Origin of the sequence: Nocardiopsis sediminis (genome assembly GCF_042650565.1) — a bacterium.
Lineage (GTDB): Bacteria > Actinomycetota > Actinomycetes > Streptosporangiales > Streptosporangiaceae > Nocardiopsis_B > Nocardiopsis_B sediminis.
The window spans coordinates 91,674-112,402 of the sequence record NZ_JBHSBH010000001.1; the positions used below are offsets into that span (position 1 = coordinate 91,674).

19 protein-coding genes are annotated in these 20,729 nt (G+C 72.3%); 11 read left to right on the forward strand and 8 right to left on the reverse strand.

The features are described from left to right. Positions 1-8 precede the first annotated feature (8 nt). Positions 9-2,036 (forward strand): CocE/NonD family hydrolase, encoded by a 2,028-nt coding sequence (locus ACFOVU_RS00395; protein WP_378529230.1) that lies wholly within the window; start codon positions 9-11, stop codon positions 2,034-2,036. Positions 2,037-2,082: 46 nt separating this feature from the next. Here ACFOVU_RS00395 and ACFOVU_RS00400 read toward each other — a convergent pair whose 3' ends face one another. Then, positions 2,083-2,418 (reverse strand): winged helix-turn-helix transcriptional regulator, encoded by a 336-nt coding sequence (locus tag ACFOVU_RS00400; RefSeq protein ID WP_378529231.1) that lies wholly within the window; start codon positions 2,416-2,418, stop codon positions 2,083-2,085. A gap of 96 nt (positions 2,419-2,514) precedes the next feature. Between ACFOVU_RS00400 and ACFOVU_RS00405 the strand changes: the two genes are divergently transcribed. Then, a complete protein-coding gene (locus ACFOVU_RS00405) occupies positions 2,515-2,841 on the forward strand; it encodes an alpha/beta fold hydrolase (protein ID WP_378529232.1) in 327 nt (108 codons plus the stop codon). Positions 2,842-2,993: 152 nt separating this feature from the next. Further along, entirely contained in the window at positions 2,994-3,599 is a 606-nt protein-coding gene (locus tag ACFOVU_RS00410) for an SMI1/KNR4 family protein (protein WP_378529233.1), read from the forward strand. Between the two features lie 42 nt (positions 3,600-3,641). On the opposite strand, the gene ACFOVU_RS00415 is transcribed toward ACFOVU_RS00410, so the two are convergent. Next, positions 3,642-3,866 carry a hypothetical protein gene (locus ACFOVU_RS00415; RefSeq protein ID WP_378529234.1) on the reverse strand — a complete coding sequence of 75 codons (225 nt, stop codon included), beginning with the start codon at positions 3,864-3,866 and terminating at the stop codon, positions 3,642-3,644. 241 nt (positions 3,867-4,107) lie between these two features. Here ACFOVU_RS00415 and ACFOVU_RS00420 point away from each other — a divergent pair, with 241 nt between their 5' ends. Then, a complete protein-coding gene (locus ACFOVU_RS00420; RefSeq protein WP_378529235.1) occupies positions 4,108-5,007 on the forward strand; it encodes an NAD(P)-dependent oxidoreductase in 900 nt (299 codons plus the stop codon). A 27-nt stretch (positions 5,008-5,034) separates the two neighbouring features. On the opposite strand, the gene ACFOVU_RS00425 is transcribed toward ACFOVU_RS00420, so the two are convergent. Then, positions 5,035-5,730 (reverse strand): GntR family transcriptional regulator, encoded by a 696-nt coding sequence (locus tag ACFOVU_RS00425; protein ID WP_378529236.1) that lies wholly within the window; start codon positions 5,728-5,730, stop codon positions 5,035-5,037. A gap of 335 nt (positions 5,731-6,065) precedes the next feature. Between ACFOVU_RS00425 and ACFOVU_RS00430 the strand changes: the two genes are divergently transcribed. The 5 genes from ACFOVU_RS00430 (at position 6,066) to fdhD (ending at position 13,574) form a co-directional block, all read left to right on the forward strand. After that, on the forward strand, positions 6,066-7,112 hold the full coding sequence (locus ACFOVU_RS00430; protein ID WP_378529237.1) for a 2-dehydropantoate 2-reductase: 1,047 nt from the start codon (positions 6,066-6,068) through the stop codon (positions 7,110-7,112). Between the two features lie 241 nt (positions 7,113-7,353). After that, positions 7,354-9,306: a molybdopterin oxidoreductase family protein gene (locus ACFOVU_RS00435; RefSeq protein ID WP_378529238.1), complete on the forward strand. Its 1,953-nt coding sequence runs from the start codon at positions 7,354-7,356 to the stop codon at positions 9,304-9,306. Positions 9,307-9,697: 391 nt separating this feature from the next. Continuing rightward, positions 9,698-11,671: an NAD(P)H-dependent oxidoreductase subunit E gene (locus tag ACFOVU_RS00440; protein WP_378529260.1), complete on the forward strand. Its 1,974-nt coding sequence runs from the start codon at positions 9,698-9,700 to the stop codon at positions 11,669-11,671. Further along, on the forward strand, positions 11,668-12,609 hold the full coding sequence (locus ACFOVU_RS00445) for a 2Fe-2S iron-sulfur cluster-binding protein (RefSeq protein WP_378529239.1): 942 nt from the start codon (positions 11,668-11,670) through the stop codon (positions 12,607-12,609). Before ACFOVU_RS00440 ends, ACFOVU_RS00445 begins: the two co-directional genes overlap by 4 nt. 104 nt (positions 12,610-12,713) lie before the next feature. Further along, a complete protein-coding gene (gene fdhD / locus ACFOVU_RS00450; protein WP_378529240.1) occupies positions 12,714-13,574 on the forward strand; it encodes a formate dehydrogenase accessory sulfurtransferase FdhD in 861 nt (286 codons plus the stop codon). Between the two features lie 84 nt (positions 13,575-13,658). Here fdhD and ACFOVU_RS00455 read toward each other — a convergent pair whose 3' ends face one another. Then, the gene (locus ACFOVU_RS00455; protein ID WP_378529241.1) at positions 13,659-14,408 is read right to left on the reverse strand and encodes an SDR family NAD(P)-dependent oxidoreductase; all 750 of its coding nucleotides are present in this window, start codon (positions 14,406-14,408) and stop codon (positions 13,659-13,661) included. Between the two features lie 88 nt (positions 14,409-14,496). On the opposite strand from ACFOVU_RS00455, the gene ACFOVU_RS00460 reads away from it, so the two are divergent. Next, positions 14,497-15,105, forward strand: coding sequence for a TetR/AcrR family transcriptional regulator (locus ACFOVU_RS00460; RefSeq protein WP_378529242.1), 609 nt, complete (start codon positions 14,497-14,499; stop codon positions 15,103-15,105). 40 nt (positions 15,106-15,145) lie between these two features. On the opposite strand, the gene ACFOVU_RS00465 is transcribed toward ACFOVU_RS00460, so the two are convergent. The 3 genes from ACFOVU_RS00465 to ACFOVU_RS00475 all read right to left on the reverse strand — a co-directional run bounded on the left by ACFOVU_RS00465 (position 15,146) and on the right by ACFOVU_RS00475 (position 17,854). Then, complete coding sequence (locus ACFOVU_RS00465; protein ID WP_378529243.1) at positions 15,146-15,721, reverse strand: HhH-GPD-type base excision DNA repair protein; 576 nt, start codon at positions 15,719-15,721, stop codon at positions 15,146-15,148. A 51-nt stretch (positions 15,722-15,772) separates the two neighbouring features. Continuing rightward, positions 15,773-16,855: a tartrate dehydrogenase gene (locus ACFOVU_RS00470; RefSeq protein ID WP_378529244.1), complete on the reverse strand. Its 1,083-nt coding sequence runs from the start codon at positions 16,853-16,855 to the stop codon at positions 15,773-15,775. Positions 16,856-16,948: 93 nt separating this feature from the next. Continuing rightward, on the reverse strand, positions 16,949-17,854 hold the full coding sequence (locus ACFOVU_RS00475) for a LysR family transcriptional regulator (RefSeq protein WP_378529245.1): 906 nt from the start codon (positions 17,852-17,854) through the stop codon (positions 16,949-16,951). 107 nt (positions 17,855-17,961) lie between these two features. Here ACFOVU_RS00475 and ACFOVU_RS00480 point away from each other — a divergent pair, with 107 nt between their 5' ends. Continuing rightward, on the forward strand, positions 17,962-19,602 hold the full coding sequence (locus tag ACFOVU_RS00480) for an SLC13 family permease (RefSeq protein WP_378529246.1): 1,641 nt from the start codon (positions 17,962-17,964) through the stop codon (positions 19,600-19,602). A 74-nt stretch (positions 19,603-19,676) separates the two neighbouring features. On the opposite strand, the gene ACFOVU_RS00485 is transcribed toward ACFOVU_RS00480, so the two are convergent. Beyond that, positions 19,677-20,255 carry a sugar O-acetyltransferase gene (locus ACFOVU_RS00485; RefSeq protein ID WP_378529247.1) on the reverse strand — a complete coding sequence of 193 codons (579 nt, stop codon included), beginning with the start codon at positions 20,253-20,255 and terminating at the stop codon, positions 19,677-19,679. Between the last annotated feature and the right edge of the window lie 474 nt (positions 20,256-20,729).

Here is a 20,729-nt window from a genome sequence, read left to right on the forward strand (position 1 = left end):
GGACACCCATGCGCATCGTGACGTCCCTGCCGCACAAGGTACGCGAGGACGAAGTCGTCTGGATCCCGATGTCGGACGGCACCCGGCTGGCCGCCCGCATCTGGCGGCCCGAGTCCTCCGACGAGGAGCCGGTCCCCGCCGTGCTGGAGCTCATCCCCTACCGGCGGCGCGACCTCACCGCCCAGCGCGACTCCATCCACCACCCCTACATGGCCGGCCACGGCTACGCCTGCGCGCGGGTCGACCTGCGCGGCAGCGGGGACTCCGAGGGGGTCCTCCAGGACGAGTACCTGGAGCAGGAGCTCATCGACGCCGAGGAGGTGCTGGCCTGGCTGGCCGGCCAGCCCTGGTGCAGCGGGCGGACGGCGATGATGGGGATCTCCTGGGGCGGGTTCAACGCCCTCCAGGTGGCCGCCCGGCGGCCCGAGAGCCTGGGCGCGATCATCACCGTCTGCTCCACCGACGACCGCTACGCCGACGACGTCCACTACATGGGCGGCTGCCTGCTCAGCGACAACCTCTCGTGGGCCTCCACCATGTTCGCCTACACCTCCTGCCCGCCCGACCCCGAGGTGGTGGGCGACAAGTGGCGGCGGATGTGGCACGAGCGCATCGACCACAGCGGGCTGTGGCTCGACACCTGGCTGCGCCACCAGCGGCGCGACGAGTTCTGGCGGCACGGCTCGGTGTGCGAGGACATCTCCGCGATCGAGGTGCCCGTGCTGGCCGTGAGCGGGTGGGCCGACGGCTACTCCAACGCCGTGTTCCGGCTGATGGAGTCGCTGAAGGTGCCCCGGCTCGGGCTCATCGGGCCGTGGTCGCACAAGTACCCGCACCTGGGCGTCCCGGGTCCGGCGATCGGCTTCGTGCAGCAGTGCGTGCGGTGGTGGGACCGCTGGCTCAAAGACATCGAGAACGACGTCATGGACGAGCCGATGCTGCGCAGCTGGATGCAGGAGAGCATGCCGCCCTCCACCGCCTATGAGGAGCGGCCCGGCCGGTGGGTCGGCGAGCCGTCGTGGCCCTCCCCGCACATCGTCGAGGAGCGCCGCCCGCTGATGGCCAACCACCTCGCCCGGCCCGGCGCGGACGTGCCGCCCGCGGAGGCCACGGTCCTGTCCCCGCTGACCGTCGGCCAGTTCGCCGGGAAGTGGTGCTCCTACAACGCCCCGCCCGACCTGCCCTATGACCAGCGGGAGGAGGACGGCGGCTCGCTGGTGTTCGACAGCGAGGTGCTGGCCGAGCGCACCGAGATCCTGGGCGCCCCGCTGCTGAACCTGGAGTTCACCTGCGACCGGCCGGTGGCCATGGTGGCGGTCCGGCTCTCCGACGTCGACCAGCAGGGCAAGGCCACCCGGGTCACCTACGGGCTGCTCAACCTCACCCACGCCAAGTGCCACTCCCTGCCCGAGCGCCTGGTGCCGGGGCGGCGCTACCGCGTGACGGTGGCCATGAACGGCGTGGCGCAGGCGTTCCCGCCGGGGCACAAGCTGCGGGTGTCGATCTCGACGTCGTACTGGCCGCTGGCCTGGCCCCCGCCGGAACCCGCCCAGCTGCGGGTCTTCCTGGAGGGCGCGACCGAGCTGATCCTGCCGATCCGCCCGTGCCAGAAGGGCGACCGCGTCTCAGAGCGCCCCTTCGACCCCCCGGAGGGCACTCAGCCGCTGACCACCACCCAGGTCGCCCCCGGCGAGCACCGCTGGTGGGTGGAGCGCGACCTCGTCGACTACGGCTCCTCCCTCAACGTGGTCAAGGACCTGGGAACGGTCCGCTTCGACGACATCGACCTCACCGTCACCCGCCGCTCCACGGAGACCTACCACGCCCAGGGCGACGACTTCACATCGGCCCGGGGCCGCACCGAATGGCGCATGCGCTTCCAACGCGGCGACTGGGACGCGGAAACGGTCACGACGACGGTCCTGTCGTCGACGACGACCGAGTTCCTCCTCCACGCGACCCTGGACGCCTACGAGAACGGGGTGCGGGTGTCGTCGCGGACGTGGAACAACACCATTCCGCGGGACGGGGTGTGACCCGGGAGGGGGCGGCAGGCCGGTCCCTCACTCGGACCCTCTCGCTTCATCGGTCGCCCGCACCCGGGCCCTCGGCCAGGCGGTTGTTCCGCTCGATTTCCGCGATGTAGGTCTCGGCCCAGTTGCGCAGCGCGGCGAGCGGGCCCTCAAGTGAGCGGCCGAGGTCGGTGAGCCGGTAGTGGACGCCGGGCGGCACGGTCGGTTCCACGCGGCGGGCCACCAGGCCATCGCGCACCAGGCTCTGGAGGGTGACCGACAGCATCTTCTGCGAGATACCGGGCATGCGGCGCCGCAACTCGGCGAACCGGACCTCGTCGGGGGCCGCCCCCGCCAGTACCTTGACCGCCATCGAGGTCCATTTGGTACCGATCCGGTCGAGCAACCGGCGGGTCGGGCACTTCGGGGAGAGCAGGTCTCCGCGCCGGGACGCGTTCCGCTCATCGACTGGTTCCTGCGCAGCGGCACGCTGGGCGAGGGCGTGCGGCCTGCGCTGCGCGACGCCTTCGTAGCGGCCTACACCGGACGCGAGGCGCTGCGGTGCGCGTTCTCCTACTACCGGGCATTGCCGGAGAGCTCAGCGCAGATCGCGACGGCCGTGGCGGCGGCCCGCCTGACCGTGCCGACCCTGGCGATCGGTGCACACCCCGTCGGCGCCGCATTGGAGCGGCAACTCCGGCCGATCTCCGACGATCTCACCGGTCACATCATCCAGGACTGCGGCCACATCATCCCGCTGCACCGGCCGCGCGAGCTGCTCGCGGTACTGACTCCCTTCCTGGCCGCTCCCATCCGGCGGACCGCGTAGCTCCCGTCTCCACCCGGAAGGGGTAGGTCCCGCCTACGGTGAACGCGTCGTGGATCGGCATGATGAGCGAGGTCCCCCCGCACGAGCCCCCGGGATGTCGGACCCTGCTGCGACGATGTCCGCGATCTGTCGACCACTGAAGGAGTCCACCCATGACCCTCGTCCCGCCTTCGACCGTCACGGAGTGGCACGCCTTCCTCAAGCGCTACAGCCTGGAGTTCCTGGGGTCGGAGTTCCTGCATGCGATAGAGGCGGACGGCAGACGCGATCCCTTTGTGAGCGAGGCACAGCGGAGCGCCGAATGGCTCGGCTTCGAACCGGCGGGTGAGGAAGAGATCCTCGCCGCCGAGCAGCGGCTCGGGGTGCGGCTGCCGCCGACCTACCGCAACTTCCTGCTGACCAGCAACGGCTGGAAGATGCTCTCCTATGCGGTCGATGCCTTCCCGGTGACCGACATCGGGTGGTTCCCCGATGTGGATCCGATGCTCTTCGAAGTCTGGTCGGATCCTGATGTGATCGACATCAACGACGAGGAGGACCGGGCGCGGGTGCGGCTGCTGGAGCGGTCCCTGCTGATCGCGAGCGACAACGGCGGAAGCGGACACTACCTGCTGCTCGCCGACAGCGTCGCCGAGAACGGGGAGTGGACCGCGTATCAGTGGTGGACCGGCGATGGTGGCGATATCGAGCCCTGCGGCGACTTCGCCGCTCTGGTGGTCGAGCTGTGGGAGGAGGAGCATGCCCGAAAGGATCGGTGACCTGCCCCCTCAGGGCGAAGACGACTCACCGCTCGGCGGGCATCAGGGCAGTTCGGATTCGAGGCGGCGCTGTAGCTCGCTGAGGGTCTCGCGTGCGAGGTCGAGCCTTTCCGGGTCCAGGCCTTCGGTGGTGCGGAGGGCCAGCCGGGTGTAGGCCGCCTGCATCCTGCGCAAGGCGGCGCGGCCGGTCGCGGTGACTTCGAGCAGTTTGGCCCGCTGGTGCGCGGGGTTGGGCCGATAGCAGGCGAGCTCGTCCTCGACGAGCAAGTCGGCGACGCGCTCGACCTGACGACTCCCCTGCCTGAAGGCGGGGATTCCGCCCGGCCTTGCGGCCGTGCGCCCCTCGCGGAGCTTCTTCGCGGCCTGGTAGCTCTGGGAGCCGGGCCGGCCCTTGGGCGGACGGCGCCGGGGCCCACACCTGGTTGACCTTGACCGTACTTGAGGTTGCATGCTCGCGGTGTCCGCGTCAGCGGATCGGCGATGTGCGAACGGTACGGAAGGGAACACCATGACGACGACCTCAACCGGAGGCCCCAGTGGCGCGGTCGGGCAGGTCTCCGTGCTCGGGCTGGGTGACATGGGGTCGGCGATCGCCAAGGCGTTCGTCGACCGCGGGTATCGCACAACGGTCTGGAACCGGACCGCGAGCAAGAGCGCGCCGTTGGTCGACGCCGGCGCCACTGCGGCCGCGACGGCGGCGGAGGCCGTGGCGGCGAGCCCGCTCGTCGTGGTCTGCCTGCTCGACGGCAAAGCGGTCGACGAGGTACTGGGGTACGTCGATGCCGCGGTCGCAGGCAAGGTGCTGGTCAACCTCACGAGCGGGTCCCCCGGCCAGGCGCGGGCCAACGAGCGCTGGGCGGGTGAACGGGGCGCCGAATACCTCGATGGCAAGATCATGGGCGATCCGCCCTATGTGGGCACGCCCCGCATCATGTTCCCGTTCAGCGGGTCCCGCCGAGCGTTCGACGCCCATGATTCGACGTTGCGGGAGTTGGGCAGCGTCACCTACCACGGCGAGGACGCCGGCTTGGCCGCCGTGGAGTTCATGGCCCAGGTCGCGGTCGGCTACGAGTTGCTCATCGGCTATCTCCACACGCTCAGGCTGGTCCAGGCGGAGGGGGTCGACGTGGTGGAGTTCACCGAGCGTATCGCCGGATCGGTGGCCGCCTACCCGCCGTTGTTGACCCAGATGGGGAAGGCGGTCAAGAACGGCTACTACCCGCCGGATCTGGGCCCGCTCAGCGTCCAGGCTGCGTTGATGGACGACATGATCGGCCACCGCGAGTCCATCGGTGTGGAAGCCGTGCGGATGCGGGAGGTCAAGGAACTGATGGATCGCCGGATCGCCGACGGCCACGGCGGACAGGGATTCTCCAGCCTGTTCGAGTTGCTGGCGAGAGGACGGTGACCCCTGCCGCCCCCGGAGGCGGCTCTCCTACTCCCCCTCGTCCTCCGGGTGGTCGATGCGGTCGTGGTAGGTGCGGCGGGTGCGTTCGGTGTGGTCGCGCATGAGGCGGGCGGCCTCGTCCTCTTTGCGGGCGGCTATCGCGTCGATGATGAGGGCGTGTTCGTGCCAGGACGCCATTCCGCGGGCGCGGGCGATGGGGGCGTAGTACCAGCGGACGCGGCGGTCGACCTGGGCGGCGAGTTCGGCCAGGACGGTGTTGCCCGATGCCCGGATGACGCCGCGGTGGAAGTCGGCGTTGGCGGTCACCACGGCGTCGACGTCGTCGGCGCCGACCGCGTCGGCTCCGGCGCGGCACAGTTCGCGCAGGAGGGCGATTTCGGGGTCGCCGGCGTTGCGGGCGGCCAGCCGGGCCGATTCGGTCTCCAGGAGGGCGCGGACGGCGAGGAGCTGGTCGGCCTCGCTCTCGGTGGGGGTGTGCACGAAGGCGCCGTAGCCGGGCCGCAGGTCGACCCATCCTTCGTTGTTGAGCCGTTGCAGGGCCTCCCGGACGGGCTGGCGGGAGACTCCGAGCCGTTCGGCGAGTTCGCTCTCGACCAGGTGGCGGCCGGGCGGGAGTTCTCGGGTGATGATCAGATCGAGGATCGCCTCGTAGACGGCTTCGCGCAGCGGCACGGGCCGCTGCACCCGCCCGGCCACCGCGGCCTTCAACGGCTGTGAGGTCATGAGCGTCACTCCGGGGTCCGTCCGTCATGGATGGTGTAGACAGTCTACGAAATCCCACGGCTTTCTCAGCCCCGGCACGCCGCGCAGTTCGGGCGCCGCGGCCGCGGGCTCCGCTGGCGGCGGAGTCCCGCGGCCCGCGCGGGCGGTGACCAGCGGCATCCCCGCGGAGCCCCCACCCCCGGCGGCCGGGGGCCGCGGATCCGGTGAGAAGAACCGGAGAACTTCCCGTTCCCACCAGGTCGCACGTTCCTTCTCCGTCGAAAGTGCCACTGACACGACCACTCGTGCTTAGCATACTGTATACAACTTCCGTCCCCCGAGAGAAGGGAGCGCTCATGCGCATAGCCGTTCTGGGCGCCGGCGCTATCGGCGCCTACGCGGGTGCGGCACTGCACCGCGGCGGGGCCGACGTCCACCTCATCGCCCGCGGAGCCCACCTGGAGGCGCTGCGCGCCGACGGTGTCCGGGTGCTCAGCCCGCGCGGCGACTTCACCGCACGTCCGCACGCCACCTCCGACCCGGCCGAGGTCGGGCCGGTCGACTACATCTTCCTCGGCCTCAAGGCCCAGCACTACGCCGACGCCGGCGCGATGCTGCGCCCGCTGATGGGCCCCGCGACCGCCGTCGTGGCCGCCCAGAACGGCATCCCCTGGTGGTACTTCCACGGCGTCGGCGGCCCGCTCGCCGACCGGCGCGTGGAGACGGTCGACCCGGGCGGGTCGGTCAGCCGGGCGATCCCCGTGGAGCGCGCCATCGGCTGTGTCGTCTACGCCGCGACGGAGATCGCCGGCCCCGGCGTGATCCGGCACATGGAGGGGACCCGGTTTTCCATCGGGGAGCCCACCGGGGAGGTCTCCGACCGCTGCCGCGCGTTCAGCGAGGCGATGATCGCGGGCGGCCTCAAGTGCCCCATCGAGCCCGATATCCGCGAGGACGTCTGGGTGAAGCTGATGGGCAACATCACCTTCAACCCGCTCAGCGCCCTGACCCGCTCGACCATGGCCCAGATCTGCGGCGACCGGTCCACCCGCGCGCTCGCGCGGGCCATGATGACGGAGACGCTGGAGGTGGCCGCCCGGCTGGGCATCCGCCCCGGGATCTCCATCGAGCGCCGGCTGGCCGGAGCGGAGCGCGCCGGCGACCACCGCACCTCGACGCTGCACGATGTCGAGCGCGGCCGGCCCATGGAGCTGGACGTGATCCTGACGGCCGTGGTGGAGCTGGCCGACCTGACCGGGGCCGAAGTGCCCACCCTGCGATCGGTGGACGCGGTGGCGCGGCTGCTCAACCAGCGGCTGATCGACGGGACGGCGGCTCCGGCCGCGGCTGCCGCGGCTTCACCGGCGGCCGCGCACGCCGGGGCCGGCACGCCGGCGGCCTGAGCGGCGCCCGGGGGCGGCGGGGGCCGGGACGGCCGGCGGAATCCGGCGCGGCGGCCCCTCTCGGGTACGGCGCCGTGCGACGCTGGAGGCCCCGCCGTCCCCGCCGCCGGGCCGGTCCGCTCCGCCCGCCGGTCCGCACGCCGCGCCGGGCGGCCTTGCCGCGACGTGAAATCGGCGCATACTGTAGACAATCTCTATCATCGATGACCACCGTGGCCACGACGACCCAAGCGAGGCCGAGATGCGATCGGACCGCCAGCCCACCTCCTACGAACGGCTCTCCCACCCCCTCGTCCGCGAGCACGGCGAGCTGCGCCCGGCCTCCTGGGAGGAGGCCCTGGACCGCGCCGCCGCCGCCTTCACCGACAGCGTCGGCAAGCACGGCCCCAACGCCTTCGGCATGCTCTCCTGCGCCCGGGCGACCAACGAGATGAACTTCGTCGCCCAGAAGTTCACCCGCGTCGTCATGGGCACCAACAACGTCGACTCCTGCAACCGCACCTGCCACGCCCCCAGCGTCGCCGGGCTGTCGGCGGCCTTCGGGTCGGGCGGCGGCACGTCCTCCTACGCCGACGTCGAGGACACCGACCTCATCGTCGTGTGGGGCGGCAACCCCCGCTTCGCCCACCCGATCTTCTTCCAGCACGTGCTCAAGGGCGTGCACCGGGGCGCCCGCCTCTACGTGGTGGACCCCCGGCGGACGTCGTCGGCGGAATGGGCCGACCGCTGGCTGGGGCTCAACGTGGGCACCGACATCCCGCTCGCCCACGCGATCGGCCGCGAGATCATCCACGCCGGGCTGGTCAACGAGACCTTCGTCCAGCGCGGCACCAGCGGTTTCGAGGAGTACCGCGAGCTGGTCGAGCCGTGGACCCTGGCCGCGGCCGAGGCCGAGACCGGGGTCCCGGCCGAGGCGATCCGCGAGCTGGCCCACGCCTACGCCCGCGCCGAGCGGGCGCAGCTGAGCTGGACGCTGGGCATCACCGAGCACCACAACGCCACCGACAACGTCCGGGCGCTGATCAACCTCGCGCTGCTCACCGGGCACGTGGGCCGGGCGGGCTCGGGCCTGCAACCCCTGCGCGGCCAGAACAACGTGCAGGGCGGCGGCGACATGGGCGCCATCCCCGACCGGCTGGCCGGGTTCCAGGACATCCTCGACCCCGCGGTGCGCGCCCGGTTCGAGAAGGTGTGGGACACCGACATCCAGCCGCGCAAGGGCAAGACGCTCACCCAGATGTTCGAGGCGATGGACGAGGGCGAGCTGAAGGCGCTCTACGTCATCGGCGAGAACCCGGTGCAGTCGGAGCCCGAGACGCTCAAGACCACGCGCCGCCTCCAGTCGCTCGACCACCTGGTGGTGCAGGACATCTTCCTGACCCGCACCGCCGAGCTGGCCGACGTCGTGCTCCCGGCGAGCGCGTCGTGGTGCGAGTCCGACGGCACCTTCACCAACAGCGAGCGGCGCGTGCAGCTCGTGCGCAAGGCGCTGGACCCGCCACCGGGGGCCCGCGACGACATCCACATCATCTGCGACCTGGCCCAGCGGATGGGCCACCCGTGGCGCTACCCCTCGGCCGAGGAGGTCTGGGACGAGCTGCGCTCGCTGTCGCCCATCCACCGCGGCATGACCTATGCCCGGCTGGAGGAGCACCACGGCATCCAGTGGCCCTGCTACTCCGAGGACACGCTCGAGCCGGGCTACCTGCACGCCCGCCTGTGGTCGGCCGACCCCGAGGAGCGGGGGACCCCCGCTCCGTTCGGCCTGGTGGGGCACTCCCCGCCGGTCGACCTGCTCGACGACGACTTCCCGTTCCGGCTCACCACGGGGCGCCGGCTCGACGACTACAACACCGGGGTGCAGACGAGCGGGTTCTCCTCGCCGCTGCGCCGGGGCGAGCTGCTCGACCTCTCGCCCGAGGACGCCGAGCGGCTGGGGGTGGCCGACGGTGAGACCGTGCGCGTCTCCTCGCGGCGCGGCTCGGTGCTGGTGCCGGTGTCGGTGACCCCGTCGATGCGGGCCGGGCTGGTGTTCATGACGTTCCACTTCCCCGACCAGGTCGACACCCAGCTGCTGACCCTGGACGCCACCGACCCCATCGCGGGGACGGCGGAGTACAAGGCGGCGGCGGTGCGGATCGAGAAGGTCGCCCAGCCCGCCGAGGGCGGTACACCCGTCCCGGCGGCGACCTAGCCGGCCCCCCTGCCTGTGCGGCCCGCCGTGCAACGCCCTCGGCACAGCGGGCCGACGAGCGAGCGGAGGCGGCGCCGCCACTGGCCGAAGGCCCACCCGCGGGGCCGTTGGAGCAGAGCGAGGAGGCGAGCGTGCCCCAGGGGGCGGCACGGCGGGCCGCAGCGGGGGTAGGCCGGTCCGCGGGGGAGCGGGCGCCTCGGCGTCCGCTCCCCCGCGCGGCCGCCGTGACCTGTGCCGACGGAGTCCGGCTCCGGCCGTGGTGCGCGTGACGCGCATCGCGGATGACCCGCCGGGTACAGGGTCTTGCCGAGAGATCGAACGCGGAGCATACTGTAGCCCGTATACAAAGTCCTGTGATCTGGCTTACACGGAATTCGAGGTGACCGGGCACGTGGATCTGCACTTCCTGGACGCTCCGCCGACCGACACCGAGCGGGCCGCCGTGGACGCCGTCCTCGGCGCCCCGGAATCGGGGTGGGACGGCGGCGAGCGCCAGGCATCCGACCTCCGCTTCGCCCAGGGCGGCCACGCCGCACGCGGGCGCCGCGACCTGCTGCTGCCCGCACTGCACGCCGTCAACGACCGCGTCGGCTGGATCAGCCGCGAAGCCCTGGACTACATCTGCCGCCGGCTGACCCTGCCGCCCGCCGAAGCCTACGGGGTCGCCTCCTTCTACGCGATGTTCGCCCTGGAGCGCCGCCCCAAGCGGGTGGTGCACGTGTGCACCGACATCGCCTGCGCCGGCGCCGGATCCGACCGCCTGTGCGCGGCGATGACCGAGCGGGCCGGCGCCCCCGGCTCCGCCGACGGCGATGCCGACCTGGTCTGGCACGAGAGCCCCTGCCTGGGGCTGTGCGAGCGCGCACCCGCCGCCCTGGCCATCGAGGCCGGCGACCCGCCCGCCTACGCCGTCGCGGCCCCCGCCGAGGCGTCCGACCTGGTCGGCGACGCCCCCACCGGCGCCGCGGCCCCCGGTGGCGACGGCGCCGCACCCGTCGCCACCCCTTCCTCCAACGGCCACCGCCGCCCGCGCACCACCACCTTCTCCCCCGCCCCGCTGCCCGGCCCCTCCCCCGAGCCCGAACCCGGCGCGGCCGTCCCCCAGTCGGGCGACCCCGGGCTGCTCCTGCTGCGCCGGGTGGGCGTGGTCGACCCCGAGAGCCTCGACGACTACCGCTCCCACGGCGGCTACGCCGCGCTGCGCGAGGCGCTGCGCCTGGGCCCCTCCGGGGTCATCCGCGAGGTCAGCGACTCCGGCCTGGTCGGGCGCGGCGGCGCCGCCTTCCCCACCGGCCGCAAATGGGACGCCACCGCCCGGCGCCCCGAGACCCCCCGCTACATCGTCTGCAACGCCGACGAGAGCGAGCCCGGAACCTTCAAGGACCGCGTGCTCATGGAGGGCGACCCGTTCTCCGTCATCGAGGCGATGACCATCGCGGGCTACGCCAACGGCGCCGCCACCGGCTACCTCTACATCCGCGGGGAGTACCCGCGGGCGCTGTCGCGCCTGGAGAACGCCATCGCCCGCGCCCGCGACCGCGGTCTGCTCGGCACCGACATCCTCGGCTCGGGGTTCGACTTCGACATCGAGATCCGGCGCGGCGCCGGCGCCTACATCTGCGGCGAGGAGACCGCGATCTTCAACTCGATCGAGGGCCGGCGCGGCGAGCCCCGCAGCAAGCCGCCCTTCCCCGTCGAGCGCGGGCTCTTCAACCGCCCCACCGCGATCAACAACGTGGAGACCCTGGTCAACGTGTTGCCGATCGTGCTCATGGGCGGGCCCGCCTACGCGCGCATCGGCACCGGGCGCTCCACCGGCCCCAAGCTGTTCTGCGTCTCGGGCTCGGTGCGCCGCCCCGGGGTCTATGAGGTGCCGTTCGGGGCCACCCTGCGCGAGCTGCTCACCCTGGCCGGCGGTGCCGGGCCCGCCCCGCTGCGCGCGGTCCTGCTGGGCGGGGCCGCCGGCGGGTTCGTCCGCGCCGACGAGCTCGACATCCCGCTCACCTTCGAGGGGGCCCGCGAGGCGGGGGCCACCCTGGGCTCGGGCGTGGTGCTGGTCCTGGACGACACGGTCGACCTGGCGGCCATCCTGGTGCGCATCGCCGCGTTCTTCCGCGACGAGTCGTGCGGGCAGTGCGTTCCCTGCCGGGTCGGCACGGTCCGCCAGGAGGAGGCGTTGCAGCGCCTGTCCCTGGGCACCGGGCCGCGCCGGACCGACCTCGCGCTGCTGCGCGAGGTGGGGGCGGCGATGCGCGACGCCTCGATCTGCGGCCTGGGCCAGACGGCGTGGAACGCCGTGGAGTCGGCCATCGACCGCCTGGGCGTCTTCGGCGCCGAGGAAACGACGTTGAAGGAGGTCAGGTGAGTACCCCCGTATCCCTGGACGCACCGCGGCGGCTGGTCGACGTCACCGTCGACGGCCGCGAGGTGCGGGTGCCCGAGGGCGCCACCATCCTCGACGCCTGCACCGCGGTGGGCACCGATGTGCCGACCCTGTGCTACGGCGACACCCTGACACCGAAGAACGCCTGCCGGGTGTGCGTGGTGGAGGTCGAGGGCGCCCGCACCCTCGCCCCGGCCTGCTCGCGCGCCGTGGAGCCGGGGATGTCGGTGGCCACCGACTCCGAGCGGGTCCGCCACAGCCGCAAGATGGTGCTCGAGCTCCTGGGCTCGTCGGTCGACCTGTCCACGACCCCCGATGTGCCGGAGTGGATGGAGCGCTACGAGGCCCGCCCCGAGCGCTTCGGCCCCCGGGCCGAGCCGGCCCCGCTGGGCGAGCGCGATGCCCGCCACGCCGGCGAGCACCACGCGGGCGACGGCAGCGTCGCGGCCACGGTGGAGCAGCCGGCGAAGGTCGACAACGACCTCTACGTGCGCGACTACGGCAAGTGCATCATGTGCTACAAGTGCGTGGACGCCTGTGGCGAGCAGTGGCAGAACACGTTCGCGATCGGCATCGCCGGGCGCGGGTTCGACGCCCGGGTCTCCACCGAGCACGACGTCGCCCTGCCCGACTCCGCGTGCGTCTACTGCGGCAACTGCATCGAGGTGTGCCCCACGGGGGCGCTGTCGTTCGCCACCGAGTTCGACATGCGCAACGAAGGCACCTGGGACGAAGGGCGCCAGACGCAGACCACCACCGTGTGCACCTACTGCGGGGTGGGCTGCAACGTCACCCTGCACGTCCAGGACAACGAGATCGTCAAGGTCTCCTCGCCCCACGACAACCCGGTGACCCACGGCAACCTGTGCATCAAGGGGCGCTTCGGCTTCCAGCACGTCCAGCAGCGCCGCCACGACTGATTCCGAGCTGAGTGGGAAATACGGAAAGGCACCGAACCAGAGGGCCGCTGAGGCGCCCGGCCGCACGGCCGGGCCCCTGCGTGGCCGGAAAGGCATAGGGGATCATGGGACGCGTCACGGTCCGCGAGAAGGTCCTCCGCATCCGCGGCGGCACCGTCGGCAGCCGCGTCGACACCCTCGTGGTGGAGGAGCCGCTGGAGATCCGGCTCAACGGCAAGGCGCTCACCGTCACCATGCGCACTCCCGGCCACGACTTCGACCTCGCTGCGGGGTTCCTGGTCAGCGAGGGCGTGATCTCCTCTGCCGCCGACATCGCCGCCATCCGCTACTGCGCCGGCGCCACCGCCGACGGCTCCAACACCTACAACGTGCTGGATGTGAGCCTGGCGCCCGGTGTCGCGGTCCCCGACATGACCCTGGAACGCAACTTCTACACGACCTCCTCCTGCGGGTTGTGCGGCAAGGCCAGCCTGGAGGCGGTCACCACGATCGCCCCCTGGACGGTGGCCGAGGACCCGGTGCGCTTCGACGTCGCGACGCTGGCGGCCATGCCCGACCGCCTGCGCGACGCCCAGCGGGTCTTCGACCGCACCGGCGGCCTGCACGCCGCCGGGCTGTTCACGCCCGAGGGGGAACTGCTCGCGGTGCGCGAGGACGTGGGACGCCACAACGCGGTCGACAAGCTCGTGGGGTGGGCGGTGCGCGAGGACCGGCTGCCGCTGCGCGAGCACGCCCTGATGGTGTCGGGGCGCGCCTCCTTCGAGCTGGCGCAGAAGGCGCTGATGGCGGGCCTGCCCATGCTCGCCGCGGTGTCGGCGCCGTCCTCGCTGGCGGTGGACCTGGCGGCCGATTCCGGCCTGACCCTGGTCGGTTTCCTCCGCGGCACTTCGATGAACGTCTACGCCGGCCGGCACCGGATCACCCTGGAGAAGGCGTCTCCGACGCCGATGGCGGCCCCAGGGTGAATCCGCCGGCCGGGACGGTAGGCGCGAGACCGGCCGGCGTGATCCAGCCCCCTGCGCCGGCCGGTCCCGACACTTCGCCCGCGGTCAGACCTGCTTCTCGCCGCCGTCGACGTACAGGTTGGCGCCGAGGATGAAGCGGCTCTGCCCGGAGGCGAGGAAGGCGACCGCGTCGGCGACCTCTTCGGCACGCCCGGCCCTGCCCAGCGGGACCTGCGCGGCGAAGCGCGCCTTGGCGGCGGGCAGGTCCTCCGCGCTCACCATGCCTTCGAGCGCGGGGGTGTCGATGGTGCCCGGCGAGATCGCGTTGACCCGGACGTTGCGGTCCTTGAGCTCATTGGCCCAGGTGCGGGTGTAGGACCGGATCGCCGCCTTGGAGGCCGCATAGGTGCCGAACGCCTCGGCACCGTCGTCGGCGCGGACCGAGGAGTTCAGGATCACCGATGCGCCGTCGTTGAGCAGGGGCAGCGCCTTCTGCACGGTGAACAGGGTGCCGCGCACGTTGGCGCCGAAGGTCTCGTCGACGTGCTGCTCGGTGGTCTGCTCCAGCGTCGCGAACGAGGCGCTCGCCGCGTTGGCGAAGAGCACGTCCAGCCCGCGGCCGCGGGCGCGGACCGCGTCGTAGAGGCGGTCCAGGTCGGCCAGGTCGGAGATGTCGCCCACCACGGCGGTGGCCGTGGCCGGGCCGATGGTCTCCACGGCCGCGTCCAGTGCGGCCTTGCGCCGGCCGGTGATGAACACGTGGGCCCCTTCGGCCGCCAGCCGGACGGCGGTTGCCAGGCCGATCCCGGAGCTGCCTCCGGTGATGACGGCGGTCTTGCCTTCGAGCTGTCCCATGTGCACGATCCATTTCTGTACTGATCGGTACTTAAATTGACCGTAGCACATCTACACCGATCGGTACGGAAGAGGTAGGATCGGTGGCATGGATACGGGGCAGAAGGCGGCGATCGGCCGGCCGAGGGGTTTCGACACCGACGAGGCCCTCGAACGCGCCATGCGGGTCTTCTGGGAACAGGGCTACGACGGCGCCAGCCTCACCGACCTGACCACGGCCATGGGCATCACCCGGACCAGCATGTACGCGGCCTTCGGCAACAAGGAGGAGCTGTTCCGCAAGGCCCTGGAGCGGTACACCGAAGGCCCCGCCTCGTATGCGTCCCGGGCCCTGAAAGAGCCGACCGCCCGGCAGGTGGCCGCCGCGTTCCTGCGCGGTTCCGTCCGCACCACCACACGCCCGGGCGATCCCGCCGGGTGCCTGGGCGTCCAAGGCTCCCTGGCCGCCGGCGACCCGGGACGCTGTGCCCGCGACGCCCTGATCGCCTGGCGCAACGAGGCCGTTTCGGTCCTCCGCGACCGGTTCCGGCAGGCCGTCGGCGAAGGGGACCTGCCCCCCGGCACCGATCCCGGAGCCCTCGCCCGCTACGTCATGGCCGTGGCGAACGGCATCGCGGTCCAGGCCGCCAGCGGCGCCACGCGTGACGAGCTCCAGCAGGTGGCCGACATGGCCATGCAGGGCTGGCCGCCGTCCTGACGGCCCGGCCCTGCGCACGCCGGCACGCCATGGGCGGGTATCAGCGCTTCTTCGCGGCCTTCATCGCCTTCTTCGTGGCGCGGACTTCGGCGAGGGTCGCGTCGTCGACGACGTCGGCGATGGAGCGCCGGGAGCCCTCCTCGCCGTAGTCGCCCGCAGCCGCGCGCCAGCCCTCGGCCTCCAGGCCGAGCTGCTTGCCGAGCAGGGCGAGGAAGATGCGGGCCTTCTGGTCGCCGTAGCCGGGCAGCGCCTTGAGCCGGCGCAGGATCTCGGGGCCGTCGGGGGCGCCGTCGGTCCACAGCCGCTCGGCGACCCCGTCGTAGTGCTCGTTGATGTAGGCGCACAGTGCCTGGATGCGCTTGGCCATCGACCCCGGGTAGCGGTGCACCGCGGGCGGCTCGGCGCAGATCGCGGCGAACGCGTCGGGGTCGATGGCGGCGATGTGGCGGGGGTCGAGCCCGTCGTCGAGCCGGTCGGCCACCTTCTTGGGCCCGGCGAAGGCGGCCTCCATCGCGATCTGCTGGTCCAGGAGCATCCCGATGAGCAGCGCCAGGGGCTCGGCCGCCAGCAGCTCATCGGCCCCGGCCTCCCCGGCCAGGTGCAGCGTGGTCGTCATCCCCCCATCCTCCCAAGCCCGCGCCCGCCCCGCCGGCGCCGACCCGCCGCCTCAGCCGGCCAAGTGGTCGATCACGGCCGCGGTGACGTCCTTGGTCAGGGCGGTGCCGCCCACGTCGCGGGTGAGGGTGCCCGCGGCGCAGGTGGCGGCGATGGCGGTGCGGACGCGGGTTGCCTCGGCGGACAGGCCGAAGTGGTCGAGCATGAGGGCGGCGCTGCCGATGGCGCCGATCGGGTTGCAGATCCCCTGGCCGGCGATGTCGGGGGCCGAGCCGTGCACGGGTTCGAACATGCTCGGGTAGCGGCGCTCGGGGTTGAGGTTGGCGCTGGCGGCCAGGCCGAGGCTGCCGGCCAGGGCGCTGCCGAGGTCGGAGAGGATGTCGGCGTTGAGGTTGGAGGCGACGACCACCGACAGGTCCTCGGGGCGCAGGACGAACTTGGCCGCCATGGCGTCCACGAGCACGCTCTCGGTCTCCACATCGGGGTAGTCGGCGGCCACCCGCGTGAACACCTCGTCCCACAGCACCATCCCGTACTGCTGGGCGTTGCTCTTGGTGACGCTGGAGACCTTGCGGCGCTCGCGCGTGCGGGCCAGGTCGAAGGCGAAGCGGATGATGCGCTCGCAGCCGACCTCGGTGAACACCGCCGACTGGACGGCGATCTCGCCGCCGGGGCCGCGCCCGGCGAAGTTGCGGCCGCCGAACCCGCCGTACTCGCCCTCGGAGTTCTCACGGACCACCACCCAGTCCAGGGGGGTGGTGTCGGCGGCGCGCAGCGGGCTGGTGATGCCGGGCAGGAACTGGACGGGGCGCACGTTGGCCCACTGGTCGAAGCCCTGGCACAGCCGCAGCCGCAGGCCCCACAGGCTGACGTGATCGGGGACGGTGGGCCAGCCCACGGCGCCGAAGTAGACGGCGTCGAAGCCGCGCAGCAGCTCGGGGCCGTCGTCGGCGATCATCTTGCCGGTGCGGGCGTGGTAGTCGCTGCCCCAGGGGAACTCCTCCCAGGTGAAGCTGAGCGTGCCGGACGAGGCCGAGGCCAGCGCGTCGAGCACGCTGCGGCCCGCGGCGACCACTTCGGCGCCGACGCCGTCACCGGGGATGGAGGCGATGCGGAAGTGCCGGGTCTGGGTCACGGGTTCCTCCGTGGGTCGGGGTCGCCAGTGAGTCAAGCGCGCAGGTGAGCCCCGCGTCCAAGACGCATCCCCGATCCGGCCCATAGGGGGCGCCTATGAGATCGTGCCGTGCTCCTCGGCGTAGCGTTCGGCGGTCTCCAGGAACGCCTGCGCGGCGGGGGTGGGCCGCGAGGCGCGGCTGACCACCACGACGCGCAGGCGCGGGGCCGGGTCCAGGAGCCGGACCTGGGCGCCCATGCGGGTGGCCAGCGGCTTCCACGAGGAGGGGGTGACGGCGTGGCCGAGACCGGCGAGCACCATGGGCAGGATCGAGGTGCGGTGGTCGACTTCGGCGGCCAGGTGCACGTCGGCCCCGCTGGCGAGAATGTCGTCGACGAGCCGGCGCATGAGGCTGCCCGGCTGGGACACGATCAGCCGCAGGCCGCCCAGGTCGGCGCCGCCCACGCGGCCGGGCGCCAGCCCCTCGGTCTCCGGGGGCGAGATCAGGACGAGGGGCTGGTCCTCGATGGGCAGCACCCGCAGGTCGGCGGTGCGCGGATGGCCCTCGGAGCCCATGAGGCCGATCTCGGCCGCGCCCGAGCGCACCCCGTGGACGACGTCCTCAGGCGTGAAGGCGCCGGCGACGTTCACCGTCATCAGCGGGTGGGCCCGGGCGAAGGACGCCATCATCGTGGTGAGCGGCTCGATCCCCGGCGAGGGCATCGAGATCAGGTCGACGCGGCCCCGGCGCAGCCCGCGGGCCGAGTGCGCGGTGTCGCGCACCGCCTCCAGGTCGCGCACCACCCGGCGCGCGGGCTCGATGAGCCGGGTCCCGGTGTCGGTGAGGACGACGCCCCGGCCCACGCGGTGGAACAGGTCGACGCCCAGTTCCCGTTCCAGGCCCGCGATCGCCTGCGACAGCGAGGGCTGGGCGATGTGGAGGTGCTCGGCCGCGCGGCCGAAGCCGCCGTGGTCGACGATCGCCAGAAAATAGGACAACTGCCGCGCGTCCACGTCCACACCCTCGATTCATAGGGGACGTCTATCGGTACCAGAGACAGTACATCTTGGACGTGACGGCGGTCACATGGCGAAAGTGGTCTCGGACCATGACCGAAGGAGTGGCCATGTCATCGGAGACCCCGTCCGCATCCGTCCCCTCCCCCTCCCCGCCCGATGCGGGCGAGCGGGTCGACGTCGAGAAGGCGCTCCTGAGCGGGGGCGCGCACGGCGGCGCCGTCGTGCAGCGCCTCTCCCCTGCCGAGGAGCGCTTCGAGCGCATCCGCACCACCGTGGGGTGGTTCCTGGCGCCCACGATCGCGATCGTCTTCGCGCTGCTGCCGCTGGAGATGGACCGTTCCCAGCAGCTGCTGGCCGCGGTCCTGCTCGGCGTGATCGTCCTGTGGATCTGCGAGCCCGTGCCGATCCCCGTTGGCGGCCTGATCGGGGTCGCGGCGATCGTCCTGGTGGGGGTGGCGCCCTCGGAGGACGTCCTGGCCCCGTTCGGGTCGCCGACGGTCTTCACCTTCATCGGCGCCTTCATCCTCGCCCAGGCGATGCTCCAGCACGGGGTCGCCCGCCGGCTGGCGTTCTTCGTGCTCGCCCTGCCCGGCGTGGGCAGCTCGACGCTGCGCATCATCGTGGCCTTCGGCGCCATCACCTGCGTGGTGTCCAGCTTCATCTCCAACACCGCCACCGTGGCCATGCTGATCCCCACCGCGCTGGGCATCCTCACGGTCATCGCCCGCCTGATGCAGGAGCGGGGCGTGGTGCGCCCCGGCTTCGACCCCACGCGGCTGCGCGTGGGCGCCGCCCTGATGCTGATGCTGGCCTACGGCGCCAGCGTCGGCGGGCTCCTCACCCCGATCGGCTCGCCGCCCAACCTCATCGGCCGCGCCCTGATCGAGGAGGCCACCGGGGAGCGGATCTCCTTCCTCCAGTGGATGGTGACGGCGCTGCCGCTGGTCCTGGCGATGTTCGTCGTGCTGGCCGCGGTGCTGCTGCTGATCAACCGCCCCGAGATCCGCCGCATCGAGGGCGTGGCCGACTACATCCGCGAGCAGCGCGCCGCCCAGGGCCCGATGAGCCGCGCCGAGAAGAACACCGTGCTCGCCTTCGCGGTCACCGTCTCGCTGTGGCTGGCCCCGGCCGTGGTCGGCATCGCCACCGGAACCGAGTCCGACCTCTACGCGCTCGTCGACGACCGCCTCAACGAGGGCATCGTCGCGGTGGTGGGCGCCGCGCTGCTGTTCGTCCTGCCCGTGGACTGGAAGCGGCGGAAGATGACGATGGAGTGGCGCGACGCCGCCCGGATCGACTGGGGCACCATCCTGCTGTTCGGGACCGGCATCATCTTCGGCGCCCTGCTGTCCTCCACCGGGCTGGCCGAGACGATCGGCGGAGGGGCCTCGGCGGGCCTGGGGCTCGCCGGCACGGTCGCCATCACCGCGTTCGGTACGATCCTGGCGATCGTCATCTCCGAGACCACGAGCAACACCTCGGCGGCCTCCGTCGTCGTGCCCATCATCATCCCGCTGGCGGTGGGGGCGGGGGTGGACCCCCTGATCCCGGCGCTGGCGGCGACGTTCGGCGCGTCCTTCGGGTTCATGCTGCCGGTCTCCACGCCGCAGAACGCCATCGTCTACGGGTCGGGCTGCGTGCCGATCACCAAGATGATCCGCTCGGGGATCTGGTTCGACGTCATCGGCGCCGTGCTCATCATCGTGCTGCTGCCCCTCACGGCCGCGCTGAGCGGGATCGCGGGCTGAGCCGGCGGTCCAGGGCCCGGCCGCCGGGGAGGGGGCGGCCGGGCCGTCGGCGTGCCCGCTGCCGGGGCGGACGATCACAGCTCGCGGACCACGCGGGCCGGGTTGCCGAGCGCGACCACGTTGGCGGGGACGTCCTTGGCGACGACCGCTCCCGCGCCGATCACGGAGTTCTCGCCGACGGTCACCCCGGGCAGGATGATCGCGCCGCCGCCGATCCAGACGTTGTCGCCGATCGTGATCGGCCGGGCCGCCTCCAGCTTGGCCCGGCGCGGTTCGGGCTCGACCGGGTGCGTGGGTGTCAGCAGCTGCACGTTGGGGCCGATCTGGCAGTCCTCACCGATCGTGATCGGCGCGACGTCGAGCGCCGTCAGGTTGAAGTTGACGAAGGAGCGGGCGCCGAGCCTGATGTGCTCGCCGTAGTCGACGTAGAGCGGCGGGCGGACGACCGCCTCCTCGCCCAGGTGGCCCAGCAGCTCGGCGAGGATCGGCCGGGCGGCGGCCTCGTCGGCGATGGCGGCGCGGTGGTAGGCGTCGGCCAGCCGCGCCGCGCGCCGGGAGCGCCGGAAGATCTCGGGGTCGTCGGCGATGTAGAGGTCGCCGGCGAGCATCCGCTCGCGATTGGTCCGAGTATCACCCGCGAAGTAGTCGGCCATGGCCCCACCCTAGGATGGCCGCGCCGCCGGCGCCCCGGCGTGCCCGCGTGCGCCCGGGGCGGGCGCGGGGGTCAGGAGGCGCGAGTCCCGGGTCCGCCCGTGCGGCGGGTCGATGCCTGCTCGCGCAGCATGCGCAGCCGGATGTCGCGGGCGGCGCTCATGTGCTCGCGGGCGAGGTCGGCCATGCTCCGCGCCTGGGCCGCCTGGCGGTCCCCGGTCCTGTGGCCCGGACCGCGGTAAACCGGACCGGGTCGGCGACCGTCACTTGAGGTGGGGGCCGCTTTCCCGCTTCCGGAACTTCCCGTTCCGGCCGGATCCGGCAACAGCGAGTGAGCATTTTGCTTGTTAAGTCGGTTCACAATCGCTACTGTGGGCGTCCCGACACTCTGCGCCGCTGTTCGCTCGTCACCAGCGCTCCTTTGCCGATAGGGGCCGTGGCTCCTCCCTTCGGCGCGCAGCCACCCCCGTGCGACC